We start from the raw sequence: 18,020 nt of genomic DNA on the forward strand, positions 1-18,020 counted from the left end.
CATAAAAAAACCGCCCGAAGGCGGTTTTTTTAATGCTGATTCGCTTACATATGCGGCTTACATATGCGAGATGAGCGCATCACCAAACGCAGACGAAGACAGCAGCTTCGCGCCTTCCATCAGACGGTGGAAGTCATAGGTCACTGTCTTGGCCGAAATCGCGCCGTTGGTGCCCTTGATGATCAGATCAGCGGCTTCGGTCCAGCCCATGTGACGCAGCATCATCTCTGCGGACAGGATCAGGGAACCCGGGTTGACCTGGTCCTTGCCAGCGTACTTCGGCGCAGTACCGTGGGTCGCTTCGAACATCGCAATGGTGTCAGACAGGTTGGCACCCGGTGCGATACCGATACCGCCCACTTCCGCCGCCAGGGCGTCGGAGAGGTAGTCGCCGTTCAGGTTCAGGGTCGCGATCACATCGTATTCGGCCGGGCGCAGCAGGATCTGCTGGAGCATGGCGTCGGCGATGGCGTCTTTGACGATAACGTTCTTGCCGGTTTTCGGGTTTTTGAACTGCATCCACGGACCGCCATCGAGCAGGGTCGCGCCGAACTCTTCAGCCGCCACTTCGTAGGCCCATTCCTTGAAGGCACCTTCGGTGAACTTCATGATGTTGCCTTTGTGCACGATGGTCAGCGAGTCGCGGTCGTTGTCGACCACATACTGCAGCGCTTTTCGCGCCAGACGCTTGGTGCCTTGCAGCGAAACCGGCTTGATGCCGATACCGCAGTTTTCGTCGAAACGAATCTTGGTGACGCCCATTTCATCTTTAAGGAACTTGATGACTTTGGTCGCTTCCGGCGAACCGGCTTTCCACTCGATACCGGCGTAGATGTCTTCCGAGTTCTCACGGAAGATCGTCATGTCGACGTCGCCTGGCTTCTTGACCGGGCTAGGCACGCCTTCGAACCAACGCACAGGGCGCAGGCAGACATAAAGGTCGAGTTGCTGACGCAGGGCCACGTTCAGGGAACGGATGCCGCCACCGACCGGGGTGGTCAGAGGGCCCTTGATGGAAACCACGTAATCTTTAACTGCGTCCAGGGTTTCCTGAGGTAGCCAGGTGTCCTGATCGTAAACCTGAGTCGCTTTCTCCCCGGCGTAGACTTCCATCCAGGAAATTTTGCGCTCGCCGCCGTAAGCCTTCTTAACAGCAGCATCGACAACCTTGATCATGACCGGGCTGATATCAACGCCAATACCATCACCTTCGATGAAGGGGATGATCGGGTTGTTAGGAACATTGAGAGAATGGTCCGCGTTGACGGTGATTTTGTCGCCGACTGCTGGAACCTGAATCTTCTTGTATCCCATGCTGAACTCCATTGTTTGGATTGAACATCTGGCTTCGTTCGAGCGTACCCCAGTTAAATCGGCACGCAAACCCTCTGTTCCAACCATCTGCCGCAAAGCTGCACAGTTCGCGACCTACAAGCCTGAAAGCAAAGGGAAAAGCGCCAAACTCAAGCACGGTGCAAGACTCTACGCCCCACTCGCCCCTGCGACCTTTAGACCAATGGACGACAATCGTTGCATATGAACCATCGGCAGATTGCCAGCTACCTATGTATAATGCCGCCCGCTGACCACAGAGTCACGACGGCCGACCTCTCCTGCAACTGAATAAGTAGCCGAGACTTCGGGCCTGAAAAGCAAGACTGTTACCGCAGTCCACCCGCTTGACGCTCGACTGATGCACCCAACATCACCGCGAAGAAATCTCGACATTCGGCTCATGGATGACTTTGAACGAACGCGCTTACCCGGCGCCCCTCGAGTTTTTCTGCGCACGCTTTAGCAAAGAAGAGAGAGTTAATCCGAATATGCCCACCCGCTCGAAGATCATCTATACCTTCACCGACGAAGCTCCCGCCCTCGCCACCTATTCACTGTTGCCTATCGTAGAGGCCTTCACCGCCTCCGCTGATATCGCCGTGGAAACCCGCGATATCTCTCTTGCAGGGCGCATCCTGGCCAGCTTCCCCGAGCAACTGGGTGACAAAGCCGTAGCCGACCACCTCGCCGAACTGGGCGACCTGGCCGTTACGCCTGAAGCCAACATCATCAAGTTGCCGAACATCAGCGCCTCGGTTCCGCAACTGCAAGCCGCGATCAAGGAACTGCAAGCCCAGGGCTTCGCACTGCCTGACTACCCGGAAACCGTGACCAGCGACGCCGACAAGCTCGCCAAGTCGCGTTACGACAAGATCAAGGGCAGCGCCGTGAACCCGGTTCTGCGCGAAGGTAACTCCGATCGTCGTGCACCGCTGTCGGTCAAGAACTACGCGCGCAAACACCCGCACAAAATGGGCGCCTGGGCTGCGGACTCCAAGTCCCACGTCGCGCACATGAGCACCGGCGATTTCTACGGTAGCGAAAAAGCTGCCCTGATCGACGCCGCTGACGCCGTCAAAATCGAACTGATCGCTCAAGACGGCACCACCACCGTCCTGAAAGAAAAAACCACCGTGCAAGCCGGTGAGATCCTCGATTGCGCAGTCATGAGCAAAAACGCTCTGCGCAGCTTCATTGCTGCCGAGATCGAAGACGCCAAAGCCAAAGGCGTGCTGCTGTCGGTTCACCTGAAAGCCACCATGATGAAGGTCTCCGACCCGATCATGTTCGGCCAGATCGTTGCCGAGTTCTATAAAGGCGCACTGGCCAAGCACGCTGACGTGCTGGCGCAGATCGGCTTCAACCTGAACAACGGCATCGGCGACCTGTACGCTCGCATCAAAGCCCTGCCGGCTGAGCAGCAAGCGCAGATCGAAGCGGACATCCAGGCGGTCTACGCCGATCGTCCGTCGTTGGCCATGGTCAACTCCGACAAAGGCATCACCAACCTGCACGTGCCGAGCGACGTTATCGTCGATGCCTCGATGCCGGCGATGATCCGTGACTCCGGCAAGATGTGGGGTACTGACGGTCAGTTGCATGACACTAAGGCTGTGATCCCGGATCGCTGCTACGCCACCATCTACCAGGCGGTGATCGAAGACTGCAAGCTGCACGGCGCTTTCGATCCAACCACCATGGGCAGCGTGCCAAACGTTGGCCTGATGGCGAAGAAAGCCGAAGAGTACGGCTCGCACGACAAGACTTTCCAGATCAAGGCCAACGGCGTAGTTCGGGTTTCCGATGGCGCTGGCCGCATGCTGCTGGAACAGTCGGTTGAAGCCGGCGACATCTTCCGCATGTGCCAGACCAAAGACGCGCCGATCCAGGACTGGGTCAAACTGGCCGTCAACCGTGCTCGCGCAAGCGCCACTCCAGCCATTTTCTGGCTGGACCCAATGCGCGCCCACGACGGCGTAGTGATCGAGAAAGTTCAGGCTTACCTGAAGGATCACGATACCTCCGGCCTGGACCTCCGCATCATGTCGCCAGTCGACGCGATGGCCTTCACTCTGGGCCGTACCCGCGAAGGCAAGGACACCATCTCGGTGACCGGCAACGTACTGCGCGACTACCTGACCGACCTGTTCCCGATCATGGAACTGGGCACCAGCGCCAAGATGCTGTCGATCGTTCCGCTGATGAACGGCGGCGGTCTGTTCGAAACCGGCGCCGGCGGTTCGGCTCCGAAGCACGTTCAGCAACTGCTGGAAGAGAACTTCCTGCGCTGGGATTCCCTGGGTGAGTTCCTGGCCCTGGCCGCTTCCCTTGAGCACCTGGGTGTTACCTACAACAACCCTAAGGCGCTGGTTCTGGCCAAGACCCTGGATCAGGCTACTGGCCAGTTCCTGGACAACAACAAGTCGCCATCGCGTAAAGTCGGCAACATCGACAACCGCGGCAGCCACTTCTACCTGGCGCTGTACTGGGCTCAAGCCCTGGCTGCCCAGACCGAAGACACTGCACTGCAAGCACAGTTCGGCGAACTGGCCAAGACCCTGACCGAGAACGAAGCAACCATCGTTGCCGAGCTCAACGCCGTTCAGGGCAAGCCAGTAGTCATCGGCGGTTACTACCACGCCAATGCCGAGCTGATCAGCAAGGCCATGCGCCCGAGCAACACCTTCAACGCCGCGATCGCTGCGCTGGTTTAAGGTTGTAAGGGAACATCACAAACCCCGGCCCTGCGCCGGGGTTTGTGTTTGTGGCGTTCACACACTTCCAATGTGAACACTGGACCAATGTGGGAGCGGGCTTGCTCGCGAATGCGGTTTATCATTCAACAATCATGCTGGCTGACCCACCGCTTTCGCGAGCAAGCCCGCTCCCACATTGACCGTGTTTCAATATTCAAAATTCGAGGAAGCTTCATGGATTGGCTACCCCACATCACCGTCGCCACCATCGTCGAAGACAACGGTCGTTTCCTGATGGTTGAAGAAACCAAGCACGGACGAACGGTGCTCAACCAGCCCGCCGGCCACCTCGACCCAGACGAAACACTGATCGAGGCCGCCGTACGCGAAACCCTCGAGGAAACCGGCTGGGACGTCGAGCCGACTGGCGTGGTGGGCATTTACCTCTACACCGCCCCAAGCAATGGCGTGACCTACCAGCGGGTCTGCTTCACCGCAAAACCGCTCAAGCATCACCCCGACTATCAGCTGGACGACGGCATCGTCGGCGCAAAATGGCTGACGCGTGACGAACTGCTGGCACAGCGCGCAAACTGGCGCAGTGAGCTGATCATCCGCTGTATTGATGATTATCTGGACGGCAAACGCTTCGGCCTCGAACTGATCCGCCCTTCTCTTTAGCCTTGCGGGCTTCGGCCTGTTAGAATCGCGTCCTTTTTCAAGACACTCATTGAATCCCTATGCGTGATCCAGCCCCTTCTGACACACAAAAGAAGCGCGTCATTGTCGGCATGTCCGGCGGCGTGGACTCTTCCGTTTCCGCTCTCCTGCTGATCGAGCAGGGTTATGAGGTGGAAGGCCTGTTCATGAAGAACTGGGAAGAAGACGATGGAACGGAATACTGCACCGCCATGGATGACCTGGCGGACGCCCAGGCCGTGTGCGACAAGATTGGCATCAAGCTGCACACCGCCAACTTCGCCGCCGAGTACTGGGACAACGTGTTCGAGCACTTCCTGGCCGAATACAAAGCCGGTCGCACGCCGAACCCGGACATCCTGTGCAACCGCGAGATCAAGTTCAAGGCGTTCCTCGACTACGCCATGATGCTCGGCGCCGACCTGATCGCCACCGGTCACTACGTGCGCCGCCGCGACATCGATGGTCGCACCGAGCTGCTCAAGGGCCTGGACCCGAACAAGGACCAGAGTTACTTCCTGCACGCCGTCGGCGGCGAACAGATCGCCAAGACCCTGTTCCCGGTCGGCGAGCTGGAAAAACCCGAAGTCCGCGCGATTGCCGAGAAACACGAACTCGCCACCGCGAAGAAAAAGGATTCCACCGGGATCTGCTTTATCGGCGAGCGCCGCTTCAGCGACTTCCTCAAGCAGTACCTGCCGGCCCAACCGGGCGAGATCAAGACCACCGAAGGTGAAGTCATCGGCCGTCACCATGGCTTGATGTATCACACCATCGGCCAGCGTCAGGGCCTGGGCATTGGCGGCTTGAAAGACGCCAGTGACGAGCCGTGGTACGTGCTGATCAAAGACCTGGAACACAACGAATTGATCGTTGGCCAGGGCAATGACCATCCGTACCTGTTCTCCCGCGCCCTGCTCGCCTCGGACATCTATTGGGTCAACCCGATCGACCTGAGCGAACCACGCCGATTGACCGCCAAAGTCCGCTATCGCCAAAGCGACCAGCCGTGCACGCTGGAAAAAACCGCCACCGGCTACCGCGCGACCTTCGATGACCCGCAACGCGCGGTCACCCCGGGCCAGTCCGTGGTGTTCTACGACGGTGAAATCTGCCTCGGCGGCGGCGTGATTGAAGTCGCGGAGCCGTGGACCAGCAAAGGCACGGCTCAAGGCGAGCAGCAATGAACCCGACTCAGGAGCAACTGACGGCCCTGGGCGGTGTGTTTCTCGCCGCCGTGCTGGTCGACAAGATCGCCAAGACCGGCCAGACCACCGAAGCCGGCCTGACGTGCATGCTCGGCAGCCTGCTGATTCGCGACCCAAAAGACACCCTGGAAGTCTACGGCGGCGACGACATCAATCTGCGTGAAGGCTACCGCGCATTGATTGGCGCCCTGGAACGCGACCCGAGCACCCTTCAGCGCGAACCGCTGCGCTATGCGCTGGCGATGCTTGGTCTGGAGCGTCAATTGGCCAAGCGCAACGACATGCTGGACGTAATCGGCAAGCGTCTGCCGCAGATTCAGTCCCAGGTCGAGCACTTCGGCCCGGCGCACGAAAACGTGATTGCCGCCTGCGGTGCCCTGTACCAGGACACCCTGAGCACCTTGCGCCAGCGAATTCAGGTCCATGGCGACATGCGCAACCTGCAGCAACCGAGCAACGCTTCGAAAATCCGCGCCCTGTTGCTGGCCGGAATTCGTTCGGCGCGCCTGTGGCGGCAGTTGGGCGGTCATCGCTGGCAGCTGGTGATCAGCCGTCGCAAGTTGCTGAAAGAGCTTTACCCGCTGATGCGCAGCAGCTGAACCGCGCCCGCAAGACCGTTTGTAATTTGTAACGCGTAAGACGCTGGTCAGTTGGCAACGGACCGGCGGATTTTTTCATGTATGATACGCGCCCCATTTCGTTGCCCGACTGTCCGAGAACACCCCATGCAGCTTTCTTCGCTCACTGCGGTTTCCCCTGTTGACGGCCGCTACGCCGGCAAAACCCAGGCCCTGCGCCCAATTTTCAGCGAATACGGCCTGATCCGTGCTCGCGTTCTGGTTGAAGTGCGCTGGCTCCAGCGCCTGGCCGCTCACCCTGGCATCAGCGAAGTGCCGGCGTTCTCCGCCGAAGCCAACGCTGTGCTGAACACCCTGGCGGAAAACTTCGCTCTGGAGCACGCCGAGCGTGTCAAAGAGATTGAGCGCACCACCAACCACGACGTAAAAGCCATCGAATACCTGCTCAAAGAGCAAGCGGCCAAGCTGCCGGAACTGGCCGCCGTCAGCGAATTCATCCACTTTGCCTGCACCAGCGAGGACATCAACAACCTGTCCCACGCCCTGATGCTGCGCGAAGGCCGTGATGACGTGATGCTGCCGCTGATGCGCCAAACCGCTGAAGCCATCCGCGAACTGGCCATCCGTTTCGCTGACGTGCCGATGCTGTCGCGCACCCACGGTCAACCGGCTTCGCCGACCACCCTGGGCAAAGAGCTGGCGAACGTGGTTTACCGTCTGGAGCGTCAAATCGCTCAAGTCGCGGCCGTTCCGCTGCTGGGCAAGATCAACGGCGCTGTCGGCAACTACAACGCTCACCTGTCGGCCTACCCTGAGATCGATTGGGAAGAGAACGCCCGCGCCTTCATCGAAGACGAGCTGGGCCTGGGCTTCAACCCGTACACCACGCAGATCGAACCGCACGACTACATCGCCGAGCTGTTCGACGCGATCGCGCGCTTCAACACCATCCTGATCGACTTTGACCGCGACATCTGGGGCTACATCTCCCTGGGTTATTTCAAGCAGCGCACCATCGCTGGCGAAATCGGTTCGTCGACCATGCCGCACAAGGTCAACCCGATCGACTTCGAGAACTCCGAAGGCAACCTGGGCATCGCCAACGCACTGTTCCAGCACCTGGCGAGCAAGCTGCCGATTTCCCGCTGGCAGCGCGACCTGACCGACTCCACCGTACTGCGCAACCTCGGTGTCGGCTTCGCCCACAGCGTGATCGCGTACGAAGCCAGCCTCAAAGGCATCAGCAAACTGGAGCTCAACGCTCAGAAAATTGCTGCTGACCTGGACGCGTGCTGGGAAGTATTGGCCGAGCCAATTCAGACCGTTATGCGTCGCTACAACATCGAAAACCCGTACGAAAAACTGAAAGAGTTGACCCGTGGCAAGGGCATCAGCCCGGAAGCACTGCAAACTTTCATCGACGGCCTGGACATGCCAGCCGCCGCCAAGGCCGAGCTGAAACTGCTCACCCCGGCGAACTACATCGGCAACGCTGTAGAGCAAGCCAAACGCATCTGATCGACCGCTTTACCCTTTTGAGACGCCCGGCAGCGCCGGGCGTTTTTATTCCCGTCTGAAAAGTGCATTTTTTCAATAGGTTACACATGAATCCTGATATTCCTCTTCAACTTCTGGGCGGCATCACGGCGCGCGAATTCCTGCGTGACTACTGGCAGAAAAAACCGCTGCTGATTCGCCAGGCGATCCCTGATTTCGAAAGCCCGATCGACCCAGACGAACTGGCCGGCCTGGCGCTGGAAGAAGAAGTTGAATCACGCCTGGTGATCGAACACGGCGAGCGTCCTTGGGAAATGCGTCGCGGCCCATTCGCCGAAGACGAATTCAGCAAACTGCCGGAGACCGAGTGGACCCTGCTGGTGCAAGCGGTCGACCAATTCGTGCCAGAAGTCAGCGAGTTGCTGGAAAACTTCCGCTTCCTGCCGAGCTGGCGCGTCGACGACGTGATGATCAGCTTTGCCGCCCCAGGTGGCAGCGTCGGTCCGCACTTTGACAACTACGACGTGTTCCTGCTGCAAGGTCACGGCAAGCGCAACTGGAAAATCGGCCAGATGTGCGATTCCGAAAGCAAGCTGCTGCCGCACGCGGACCTGCGTATCCTCGCCGACTTCGAGGCCACCGATGAGTGGGTCCTGGAACCCGGTGACATGCTCTACCTGCCGCCACGCCTGGCCCATTGCGGCGTTGCGGTGGATGACTGCATGACCTACTCGGTCGGCTTCCGCGCCCCGAGCGCCTCTGAAGTGCTGACTCACTTCACTGACTTCCTCAGCCAGTTCCTGACTGACGAAGAGCGTTACACCGACGCCGACGCTCTGCCGGCGGTCGATCCGCACCAGATTCAGCACGACGCCCTTGATCGCCTGAAAGCTTTGCTGGCCGAGCACATGAGCGACGAGCGCCTGCTGCTGACCTGGTTCGGCCAGTACATGACCGAGCCGCGCTACCCGGAACTGATCGTCGGCCCGGAAGAAGTCGAAGAAGAAGACTTCCTCGCCAGCCTGGAACAAGGCGCCGTGCTGATCCGCAACCCGAGCGCGCGCATGGCCTGGTCCGAAGTCGATGACGACCTGCTGCTGTTCGCCAGCGGCCAGAGCCGTTACCTGCCGGGCAAACTGCGCGAGCTGCTGAAATTGATCTGCGCTGCCGACGCCCTGCACACCGATAACCTCGGTGACTGGCTGAACGACGAAGACGGCCGCGGCCTGCTGTGCGAGCTGGTCAAGCAAGGCAGCCTGGGGTTTGCTGATGAATAAAATTCACGTACGTGTCGCAGACTGGCAAAAGGACAACGCCGAGATCCGGCGCATTCGTGAGACGGTGTTCATCGCCGAGCAATCCGTTCCGCCTGAGCTGGAATGGGATGCCGATGACGCAACGGCGGTGCATTTTCTGGCCTTCGAAGGCGACTTTCCGATTGGCACCGCCCGCCTGCTGCCCGATGGCCACGTCGGCCGGGTGTCGGTGCTGAAAGACTGGCGCGGCTTGAAAGTCGGCGATGCGCTGATGCACGCGGTGATCGGTGAAGCCGAGAAGCGCGGGCTCAAGCAGCAGATGTTGAGCGCACAGGTGCAGGCCACGGCGTTCTATGAGCGCCTGGGCTTCAGCCTGGTCAGTGAGGAGTTCCTGGAAGCAGGCATTCCGCATGTGGACATGGTGCGGCATTCGGCATAACACCGAGGTGCTGCCATCGCGAGCAGGCTCGCTCCCACAGTGGATTGATGGTGTTGCTGCAACCTGTAACAACACCTAAAACCCTGTGGGAGCGGGCTTGCTCGCGAAGAGGCCCGAAAGAACACCACAAAACGCCCCGCCATCTTCGGATGCCGGGGCGTTTTGCTGTCTACGATTCAACTTGGCCCACGCCGGGCCGACAAACTGGCAATATCAACACTTCAAGATGTCGGAGATAACGGATATGTCCCTACGCACCCTGCTCACCACGCTGCTGCTGAGCTGCAGTTTTTCGGTCATGGCCGCCACCGAGATCGTGCCACTGAACTACCGCACCAGTGCCGACATGCTGCCCATAGCCCAGGATTTCATCGGCAAGGATGGCCAGGTCAGCGCCTACGGCAACCAACTGATCGTCAATGCCGATCAGCGCAAGATCGACGAACTTAAAGCCTTGATCACGCAACTCGATGTAGCCGCCAAACGTCTGCTGATCACTGTCGACACCAACGAAAACAACTTCCAGGGCGATCAGGGTTACTCGGTAAACGGCACGAAACCGAGCCAGACCCGCATCATCAATCGCAGCACCGACAGCCGTGACGGCGGAATTCAGCAGATCCAGGCCAGCGAAGGCTCGCCGGCCCTGATCCAGGTCGGCCAGAGCGTCCCGCTCACCAGCACTCAGACCGACTCCTACGGCGACCTGCGAAGCCAGACCGAATACCGCAACGTCACCCAGGGTTTCTACGTCACTGCCAGCGTCACCGGCGATATCGTTCACCTGGCGATCAGTACCAACCGTGACCGAATGAGCCAGGAACGTCCCGATGTAGTGAATGTGCAAAGTACCGACACAACTGTCACGGGACGACTGGGCGAATGGATCACCCTGGCCGGCGTGAACCGCCAGACTCAGGCCGACAAACAGGGCCAGACCCGCAGCTACTCGACTCAGGGCCGCGATGACATGACCCTGCGGGTGAAAGTCGATACTTTGGACTAAACCACCGAAAACTGACTGATTAGTCGTATTAGACCAAAGATGTAGTGCCACAAAAAAAGCACTACAAAACGTTTGACGATACAAAAAAGCAAAGGCATGATGGCCTCGCTCCCGCTAATCAGGGGCCCTGGCAAGGGCCTTCGAGGCGCCGTTCGCACCTACCCCGCGAGCCGCTTCGTGTCTGTACCGCCCACAAGGTGTGTTTGACGAGGTTGCCGACTGGAACGAAGTTGTCCCGAGGGACGGAAGCGTAATTAGGTAACCCGGCTCCACACTGAAGTTCGTACCAAGGCCCACGACGCCCGAATGCGCTCGCCAGTTCGCCCTTACCTGCTCACTTCCCCTCGAGCCCATCGTTCATCCCGTCGCCATCCCCGCCGAATCCGACTTGACCACCTAAGCTTCTGGTCAGCGAGCAGCCTTTTACGCCCACCTTTGAAAAGCGTACTTGGCAGGAGCAGGAATTTTCCACCCAGACCTATGCGACGAGGTTTATCTCCATGGCACTGACACGCGAACAGCAAATTGCAGCCCTCGAAAAAGATTGGGCTGAAAACCCACGCTGGAAAGGCGTGACACGCGCTTACTCCGCTGCTGACGTCGTCCGCCTGCGTGGCTCGGTTCAACCTGAGCACACCTTTGCAAAATTGGGCGCCGAGAAGCTTTGGAACCTGGTAACCCAGGGCGCCAAGCCGTCCTTCCGTCCTGATAAAGATTTCGTCAACTGCATGGGCGCCCTGACCGGCGGCCAGGCTGTACAACAAGTTAAAGCCGGTATCCAGGCAATCTACCTGTCGGGCTGGCAAGTCGCTGCGGACAACAACTCCGCCGAATCGATGTACCCAGACCAGTCGCTGTACCCGGTGGACTCGGTTCCAACCGTGGTCAAGCGCATCAACAACTCGTTCCGTCGTGCTGACCAGATCCAGTGGAAAGCCGGCAAAGGCCCGGGCGACGAAGGCTACATCGACTACTTCGCGCCAATCGTGGCTGACGCTGAAGCCGGTTTCGGCGGCGTACTGAACGCTTACGAGCTGATGAAAAGCATGATCGAAGCAGGCGCCGCCGGCGTTCACTTCGAAGACCAACTGGCTTCCGTGAAAAAATGCGGCCACATGGGCGGCAAGGTACTGGTTCCTACCCAGGAAGCTGTACAGAAGCTGACCGCTGCTCGTCTGGCAGCTGACGTTGCCGGTACTCCGACCATCATCCTGGCTCGTACCGACGCTAACGCGGCTGACCTGCTGACTTCCGATTGCGACCCGTACGACCAGCCGTTCGTGACTGGCGAACGTACCCAGGAAGGCTTCTACAAAGTGCGCGCCGGCCTGGACCAGGCGATCGCTCGCGGCCTGGCTTACGCTCCGTACGCCGACCTGATCTGGTGCGAAACCGCCAAGCCGGATCTGGACGAGGCTCGTCGCTTCGCCGAAGCGATCAAAAAGGAATACCCGGACCAACTGCTGTCGTACAACTGCTCGCCTTCCTTCAACTGGAAGAAAAACCTGGATGACGCGACCATCGCCAAGTTCCAGCGCGAACTGTCCGCCATGGGTTACAAGCACCAGTTCATCACCCTGGCCGGCATTCACAACATGTGGCACAGCATGTTCAACCTGGCGCACGACTACGCCCGTAACGACATGACTGCCTACGTGAAGCTGCAAGAGCAAGAGTTCGCTGACGCTTCGAAGGGCTACACCTTCGTGGCTCACCAGCAGGAAGTGGGCACCGGCTACTTCGACGACATGACCACTGTGATTCAAGGTGGCTCGTCTTCGGTAACCGCGCTGACCGGTTCGACTGAAGAAGAACAGTTCCACTGATCTGATTCACCTGAGCAAACGGCCGTTGCGGACCGAATAGAAAGCTAACCGCAACGCCGCACATCTGACGCCCCGACTGGTTCGGGGCGTTTTTTTTGCCTGAGATTTCACATGCCCGCTCTCACACAACGCGCTCAAAATCATTGATCCAGAGCAGTTTTTCGATCAGGAAAAGAAGGTAAAACGATCCTGCTCGCTACTTGTTGTTACGCACATATAAGACAACTTCCCGACTCTCACCCCATTAAACAGTTTAAAAACCACCGCAAACAATATTGATTATCATTTAGCCGCAACTATGTTCGTTACATTCCCAACAAAACAATATTGATGAAATCCCGGCTAATGCCCGAACCGCATGGGCTGCGGGGTTTTGGAGGTGCGCTATGTCCTTATTCCTATAAATAATTTCGCTATAGGAATTTTACTTGCACGGTGTTGTGCCATAAAATCAGCGGGATTGATTGCTGCGACATATCGTCACTGCTTTGTTTCTTTTCAAGCTCAGAGACCTTTGCTCTCTGTTAAGGATTACCAGCATGCCCGAAGCGACAGGACTCATGGCCCACAACTGGGGCTTTGCCATTTTCCTTCTGGGCGTCGTCGGCCTTTGTGCCTTCATGCTCGGCGTCTCCAGCCTCCTCGGTTCAAAAGCCTGGGGCCGCAGCAAAAACGAACCGTTCGAATCCGGCATGCTACCTACAGGTGGCGCCCGCTTGCGGCTCTCAGCCAAATTCTATCTGGTCGCGATGCTGTTCGTGATCTTCGATATCGAAGCCCTTTTTCTCTTTGCCTGGTCTGTGTCCGTCCGCGAAAGCGGCTGGACCGGATTCGTCGAAGCTCTCGTTTTCATAGCAATTCTGTTGGCAGGCCTTGTCTACCTATTTCGAGTGGGCGCCCTTGACTGGGCTCCGGCAGCTCGTCTTAAGCGGCAAGCGAAGCTGAAACAATGAGGCTTTGGCAATGCAATACAATCTCACCAGGATCGACCCCGATGCTCCTAACGAGCAGTATCCGATTGGCGAACGGGAAACCGTTTCCGATCCGTTAGAAGATCAAGTTCACAAAAACATTTTCATGGGCAAGCTCGAAGACGTGCTTAACGGCACGATCAACTGGGGGCGCAAGAACTCCCTGTGGCCGTATAACTTCGGTCTTTCGTGCTGCTACGTGGAAATGACCACCGCCTTCACGGCGCCCCACGACATCGCGCGCTTTGGCGCCGAGGTTATCCGGGCATCGCCGCGTCAGGCGGATTTCATGGTTATCGCCGGTACCTGCTTCATCAAGATGGCGCCGATCATTCAGCGTCTCTACGAGCAAATGCTCGAACCTAAATGGGTTATCTCCATGGGTTCGTGCGCCAACTCCGGTGGCATGTACGACATCTACTCAGTCGTTCAAGGGGTGGACAAGTTCCTGCCCGTGGACGTCTACGTGCCTGGCTGCCCGCCCCGCCCTGAAGCTTTTCTGCAAGGCTTGATGCTCTTGCAAGAGTCGATTGGACAGGAGCGTCGTCCGCTTTCCTGGGTCGTCGGCGATCAAGGCGTGTACCGCGCCGAGATGCCTTCGCAAAAGGAACAGCGCCGCGAACAGCGAATCGCAGTCACCAACCTGCGCAGCCCCGACGAAGTCTGATCCAGACCTGCTTCTTTTATAGAACGAGAACCTGGCTTCATTCTTTACGTTGACCGAAAGCGATAAATAACCATGACTACAGGCAGTGCTCTGTACATCCCGCCTTATAAGGCAGACGACCAGGATGTGGTCGTCGAACTGAACAACCGTTTTGGCCCCGAGGCGTTCACCGCCCAGCCTACCCGCACCGGCATGCCGGTGCTTTGGGTTGCCCGTGCCAAACTCGTCGAAGTCCTGACCTTCCTGCGCAACCTGCCCAAGCCGTACGTCATGCTCTATGACCTGCACGGCGTGGACGAGCGTCTGCGCACCAAGCGTCAAGGGCTGCCTAGCGGCGCCGACTTCACTGTGTTCTATCACTTGATGTCGATCGAACGTAATAGTGACGTAATGATCAAGGTCGCCTTGTCCGAGAGCGACCTCAGCGTGCCGACCGTGACCGGCATCTGGCCGAACGCCAACTGGTACGAGCGTGAAGTGTGGGACATGTACGGCATCAACTTTGCCGGTCACCCGCACCTGACCCGCATCATGATGCCGCCGACCTGGGAAGGTCACCCGCTGCGCAAGGACTTCCCGGCCCGTGCCACCGAGTTCGATCCGTTCAGCCTGACCCTGGCCAAGCAACAGCTTGAGGAAGAAGCCGCGCGCTTCAAGCCTGAAGACTGGGGCATGAAGCGTTCCGGTGCGAACGAGGACTACATGTTCCTCAACCTCGGTCCTAACCACCCTTCCGCGCACGGTGCGTTCCGCATCATTCTGCAGCTGGACGGTGAAGAGATCGTCGATTGCGTACCGGATGTCGGTTACCACCACCGTGGTGCCGAGAAGATGGCCGAGCGTCAGTCCTGGCACAGCTTCATTCCGTACACCGACCGTATCGACTACCTCGGCGGCGTGATGAACAACCTGCCGTACGTGCTCTCGGTCGAGAAGCTGGCCGGCATCAAGGTGCCGGAGAAGGTCGACGTCATCCGCATCATGATGGCCGAGTTCTTCCGGATCACCAGCCACCTGCTGTTCCTGGGGACTTACATCCAGGACGTCGGCGCCATGACCCCGGTGTTCTTCACGTTCACCGACCGTCAGAAGGCGTACACGGTGATCGAAGCCATTACCGGCTTCCGTCTGCACCCGGCCTGGTACCGAATCGGTGGCGTCGCTCACGACCTGCCGCGCGGCTGGGAAAAACTGGTGAAAGACTTCATCGAGTGGATGCCAAAGCGTCTGGACGAATACCAGAAAGCCGCACTGGACAACAGCATCCTGCGTGGCCGGACCATCGGCGTCGCCGCCTACAACACCAAAGAAGCCCTGGAATGGGGCGTCACCGGTTCCGGCCTGCGTTCGACCGGTTGCGATTTCGACCTGCGTAAAGCTCGCCCGTACTCCGGTTACGAGAACTTCGAATTCGAAGTGCCGCTGGCGGCCAATGGCGATGCCTACGACCGTTGCATCGTGCGTGTCGAAGAAATGCGCCAGAGCCTGAAGATCATCGAGCAGTGCATGCGCAACATGCCGGAAGGCCCGTACAAGGCGGATCACCCGCTGACCACGCCGCCACCGAAAGAGCGCACCCTGCAGCACATCGAGACCCTGATCACGCACTTCCTGCAAGTTTCGTGGGGCCCGGTCATGCCGGCCAACGAATCCTTCCAGATGATTGAAGCGACCAAGGGCATCAACAGTTATTACCTGACGAGCGATGGCGGCACCATGAGCTACCGCACCCGGATTCGCACCCCAAGCTTCCCGCACCTGCAGCAGATCCCTTCGGTGATCAAAGGCAGCATGGTCGCGGACTTGATCGCGTACCTGGGTAGTATCGATTTCGTTATGGCCGACGTGGACCGCTAAGCATGAACAGCACGCTTATCCAGACAGACCGTTTCGCCCTGAGCGAAACCGAGCGCTCGGCCATCGAGCATGAGCTGCATCACTACGAAGACCCGCGCGCGGCGTCGATCGAAGCCCTGAAGATCGTCCAGAAGGAACGTGGCTGGGTGCCTGATGGCGCGCTCTACGCCATCGGCGAGATCCTAGGCATCCCGGCGAGCGACGTTGAAGGGGTGGCGACGTTCTATAGCCAGATCTTCCGTCAGCCGGTCGGCCGTCACATCATTCGCGTCTGCGACAGCATGGTCTGCTACATCGGCGGCCATGAATCGGTAGTCAGCGAAATCCAGAGCAATCTGGGCATCGGCCTGGGTCAGACCACCGCCGACGGTCGTTTCACCCTGCTGCCGGTCTGCTGCCTCGGCAACTGCGACAAGGCGCCGGCGTTGATGATCGACGACGACACTTTCGGTGATGTGCAGCCTGCCGGCGTTGCCAAATTGCTCGAGGGCTACGTATGACCCTGACTTCCTTCGGTCCAGCCAACCGCATCAAGCGTTCGGCCGAGACTCACCCGCTGACCTGGCGTCTGCGTGACGACGGCGAAGCCGTCTGGCTCGACGAGTACCAGGCCAAGAACGGTTACGCGGCTGCGCGCAAGGCTTTCGCCGACATGGCTCAGGACGACATCGTCCAGACCGTGAAAGACGCAGGTCTTAAAGGTCGCGGCGGTGCAGGCTTCCCCACGGGTGTTAAGTGGGGCCTGATGCCCAAAGACGAATCCATCAACATCCGCTACCTGCTGTGCAACGCGGACGAGATGGAACCGAACACCTGGAAAGACCGCATGCTGATGGAGCAACTGCCCCATCTGCTGATCGAAGGCATGCTGATCAGTGCTCGCGCGCTGAAAACCTACCGCGGCTACATCTTCCTGCGTGGCGAATACACCACCGCCGCCAAGCACCTCAACCGTGCCGTGGAAGAAGCCAAGGCAGCGGGCCTTTTGGGTAAAAACATCCTCGGCAGCGGCTTCGATTTCGAACTGTTCGTCCACACCGGCGCCGGGCGTTACATCTGCGGTGAAGAAACCGCACTGATCAACTCCCTCGAAGGTCGCCGCGCCAACCCGCGCTCCAAGCCGCCCTTCCCTGCTGCCGTTGGCGTGTGGGGCAAGCCGACTTGCGTGAACAACGTTGAAACCCTGTGCAACGTGCCGGCGATCATTGCCGACGGCGTGGACTGGTACAAATCGTTGGCCCGCGAAGGCAGCGAAGACATGGGCACCAAGCTCATGGGCTTCTCCGGCAAGGTCAAGAACCCGGGCCTGTGGGAATTGCCGTTCGGCGTCACCGGTCGCGAGTTGTTCGAAGACTACGCCGGCGGCATGCGCGACGGTTACAAGCTCAAGTGCTGGCAGCCAGGCGGCGCCGGTACCGGTTTCCTGTTGCCGGAACACCTGGACGCACAAATGTACGCCGGCGGCATCGCCAAAGTGGGCACCCGTATGGGTACCGGCCTGGCCATGGCGGTGGACGACAGCGTCAACATGGTTTCCCTGCTGCGCAACATGGAAGAGTTCTTCTCCCGCGAATCCTGCGGCTTCTGCACCCCGTGCCGTGACGGTTTGCCGTGGAGCGTCAAGCTTCTGCGTGCGATCGAGAACGGTGAAGGGCAAGCCGGCGATATCGAGACCCTGCTGGGTCTGGTCGGTTTCCTCGGCCCAGGCAAGACCTTCTGTGCTCACGCACCGGGCGCCGTGGAGCCGTTGGGCAGCGCAATCAAATACTTCCGCCATGAGTTCGAAGCCGGCATCGCGCCTACCAGCGCCGTCGTCCCGCCTCTGGCAAGGCCGATCGTAGTCGGCGCGTAAACGCTTAAAAAAGCGAAGGGTCCGTGCCCTTCGCTTTGTCGTGTGATGACGCCGTAAACGGCTGTGTTGATTCACGCGAATAACAAGATTCCATTAGCCACGCCCGCTGACACCGGGCCAACGAAGAACTTTG

15 protein-coding genes are annotated in these 18,020 nt (G+C 58.9%); 14 read left to right on the forward strand and 1 reads right to left on the reverse strand.

Annotated features, from left to right (window positions below):
- Positions 1-57 precede the first annotated feature (57 nt).
- Positions 58-1,314, reverse strand: a complete 1,257-nt coding sequence (gene icd / locus ACYZTZ_RS17535) for an NADP-dependent isocitrate dehydrogenase (protein ID WP_010458895.1) — start codon at positions 1,312-1,314, stop codon at positions 58-60.
- A 509-nt stretch (positions 1,315-1,823) separates the two neighbouring features.
- Here icd and ACYZTZ_RS17540 point away from each other — a divergent pair.
- From ACYZTZ_RS17540 to nuoF, 14 genes are all read left to right on the forward strand, one after another.
- Positions 1,824-4,049 carry an NADP-dependent isocitrate dehydrogenase gene (locus ACYZTZ_RS17540; RefSeq protein ID WP_461999167.1) on the forward strand — a complete coding sequence of 742 codons (2,226 nt, stop codon included), beginning with the start codon at positions 1,824-1,826 and terminating at the stop codon, positions 4,047-4,049.
- Between the two features lie 216 nt (positions 4,050-4,265).
- Positions 4,266-4,712 (forward strand): NUDIX hydrolase, encoded by a 447-nt coding sequence (locus ACYZTZ_RS17545; RefSeq protein WP_461999168.1) that lies wholly within the window; start codon positions 4,266-4,268, stop codon positions 4,710-4,712.
- Positions 4,713-4,771: 59 nt separating this feature from the next.
- Positions 4,772-5,917: a tRNA 2-thiouridine(34) synthase MnmA gene (gene mnmA, locus ACYZTZ_RS17550; protein ID WP_046047458.1), complete on the forward strand. Its 1,146-nt coding sequence runs from the start codon at positions 4,772-4,774 to the stop codon at positions 5,915-5,917.
- Positions 5,914-6,537 carry a high frequency lysogenization protein HflD gene (hflD, locus tag ACYZTZ_RS17555; protein WP_046047459.1) on the forward strand — a complete coding sequence of 208 codons (624 nt, stop codon included), beginning with the start codon at positions 5,914-5,916 and terminating at the stop codon, positions 6,535-6,537. The genes mnmA and hflD overlap by 4 nt, the downstream gene beginning before the upstream one ends.
- 126 nt (positions 6,538-6,663) lie before the next feature.
- On the forward strand, positions 6,664-8,034 hold the full coding sequence (gene purB / locus ACYZTZ_RS17560) for an adenylosuccinate lyase (RefSeq protein ID WP_027925117.1): 1,371 nt from the start codon (positions 6,664-6,666) through the stop codon (positions 8,032-8,034).
- Between the two features lie 86 nt (positions 8,035-8,120).
- The gene (locus ACYZTZ_RS17565) at positions 8,121-9,290 is read left to right on the forward strand and encodes a ribosomal protein uL16 3-hydroxylase (RefSeq protein ID WP_461999169.1); all 1,170 of its coding nucleotides are present in this window, start codon (positions 8,121-8,123) and stop codon (positions 9,288-9,290) included.
- The gene (locus ACYZTZ_RS17570) at positions 9,283-9,708 is read left to right on the forward strand and encodes a GNAT family N-acetyltransferase (protein ID WP_033057062.1); all 426 of its coding nucleotides are present in this window, start codon (positions 9,283-9,285) and stop codon (positions 9,706-9,708) included. Before ACYZTZ_RS17565 ends, ACYZTZ_RS17570 begins: the two co-directional genes overlap by 8 nt.
- A gap of 244 nt (positions 9,709-9,952) precedes the next feature.
- On the forward strand, positions 9,953-10,714 hold the full coding sequence (locus ACYZTZ_RS17575) for a secretin N-terminal domain-containing protein (protein ID WP_461999170.1): 762 nt from the start codon (positions 9,953-9,955) through the stop codon (positions 10,712-10,714).
- Positions 10,715-11,214: 500 nt separating this feature from the next.
- Positions 11,215-12,540: an isocitrate lyase gene (gene aceA / locus ACYZTZ_RS17580; RefSeq protein WP_033057066.1), complete on the forward strand. Its 1,326-nt coding sequence runs from the start codon at positions 11,215-11,217 to the stop codon at positions 12,538-12,540.
- 539 nt (positions 12,541-13,079) lie between these two features.
- Entirely contained in the window at positions 13,080-13,493 is a 414-nt protein-coding gene (locus tag ACYZTZ_RS17585; RefSeq protein ID WP_008146033.1) for an NADH-quinone oxidoreductase subunit A, read from the forward strand.
- Between the two features lie 10 nt (positions 13,494-13,503).
- Positions 13,504-14,178: a NuoB/complex I 20 kDa subunit family protein gene (locus ACYZTZ_RS17590; protein WP_008146035.1), complete on the forward strand. Its 675-nt coding sequence runs from the start codon at positions 13,504-13,506 to the stop codon at positions 14,176-14,178.
- A 72-nt stretch (positions 14,179-14,250) separates the two neighbouring features.
- Entirely contained in the window at positions 14,251-16,035 is a 1,785-nt protein-coding gene (nuoC, locus tag ACYZTZ_RS17595; RefSeq protein ID WP_008146037.1) for an NADH-quinone oxidoreductase subunit C/D, read from the forward strand.
- Between the two features lie 2 nt (positions 16,036-16,037).
- Complete coding sequence (nuoE, locus tag ACYZTZ_RS17600; protein WP_008146039.1) at positions 16,038-16,535, forward strand: NADH-quinone oxidoreductase subunit NuoE; 498 nt, start codon at positions 16,038-16,040, stop codon at positions 16,533-16,535.
- Positions 16,532-17,887, forward strand: coding sequence for an NADH-quinone oxidoreductase subunit NuoF (nuoF, locus tag ACYZTZ_RS17605; RefSeq protein WP_017339604.1), 1,356 nt, complete (start codon positions 16,532-16,534; stop codon positions 17,885-17,887). Before nuoE ends, nuoF begins: the two co-directional genes overlap by 4 nt.
- The last annotated feature ends 133 nt before the right edge of the window (positions 17,888-18,020 follow it).

This window comes from Pseudomonas sp. LB3P58 (genome assembly GCF_054897895.1).

What these genes read in the sequence shown, in the direction of transcription:
- icd (WP_010458895.1), bottom strand. Translation starts at nt 1,314, where the DNA reads ATGGGATACAAGAAGATTCAGGTTCCAGCAGTCGGCGACAAAATCACC.
- ACYZTZ_RS17540 (WP_461999167.1), top strand. Translation starts at nt 1,824, where the DNA reads ATGCCCACCCGCTCGAAGATCATCTATACCTTCACCGACGAAGCTCCC.
- ACYZTZ_RS17545 (WP_461999168.1), top strand. Translation starts at nt 4,266, where the DNA reads ATGGATTGGCTACCCCACATCACCGTCGCCACCATCGTCGAAGACAAC.
- mnmA (WP_046047458.1), top strand. Translation starts at nt 4,772, where the DNA reads ATGCGTGATCCAGCCCCTTCTGACACACAAAAGAAGCGCGTCATTGTC.
- hflD (WP_046047459.1), top strand. Translation starts at nt 5,914, where the DNA reads ATGAACCCGACTCAGGAGCAACTGACGGCCCTGGGCGGTGTGTTTCTC.
- purB (WP_027925117.1), top strand. Translation starts at nt 6,664, where the DNA reads ATGCAGCTTTCTTCGCTCACTGCGGTTTCCCCTGTTGACGGCCGCTAC.
- ACYZTZ_RS17565 (WP_461999169.1), top strand. Translation starts at nt 8,121, where the DNA reads ATGAATCCTGATATTCCTCTTCAACTTCTGGGCGGCATCACGGCGCGC.
- ACYZTZ_RS17570 (WP_033057062.1), top strand. Translation starts at nt 9,283, where the DNA reads ATGAATAAAATTCACGTACGTGTCGCAGACTGGCAAAAGGACAACGCC.
- ACYZTZ_RS17575 (WP_461999170.1), top strand. Translation starts at nt 9,953, where the DNA reads ATGTCCCTACGCACCCTGCTCACCACGCTGCTGCTGAGCTGCAGTTTT.
- aceA (WP_033057066.1), top strand. Translation starts at nt 11,215, where the DNA reads ATGGCACTGACACGCGAACAGCAAATTGCAGCCCTCGAAAAAGATTGG.
- ACYZTZ_RS17585 (WP_008146033.1), top strand. Translation starts at nt 13,080, where the DNA reads ATGCCCGAAGCGACAGGACTCATGGCCCACAACTGGGGCTTTGCCATT.
- ACYZTZ_RS17590 (WP_008146035.1), top strand. Translation starts at nt 13,504, where the DNA reads ATGCAATACAATCTCACCAGGATCGACCCCGATGCTCCTAACGAGCAG.
- nuoC (WP_008146037.1), top strand. Translation starts at nt 14,251, where the DNA reads ATGACTACAGGCAGTGCTCTGTACATCCCGCCTTATAAGGCAGACGAC.
- nuoE (WP_008146039.1), top strand. Translation starts at nt 16,038, where the DNA reads ATGAACAGCACGCTTATCCAGACAGACCGTTTCGCCCTGAGCGAAACC.
- nuoF (WP_017339604.1), top strand. Translation starts at nt 16,532, where the DNA reads ATGACCCTGACTTCCTTCGGTCCAGCCAACCGCATCAAGCGTTCGGCC.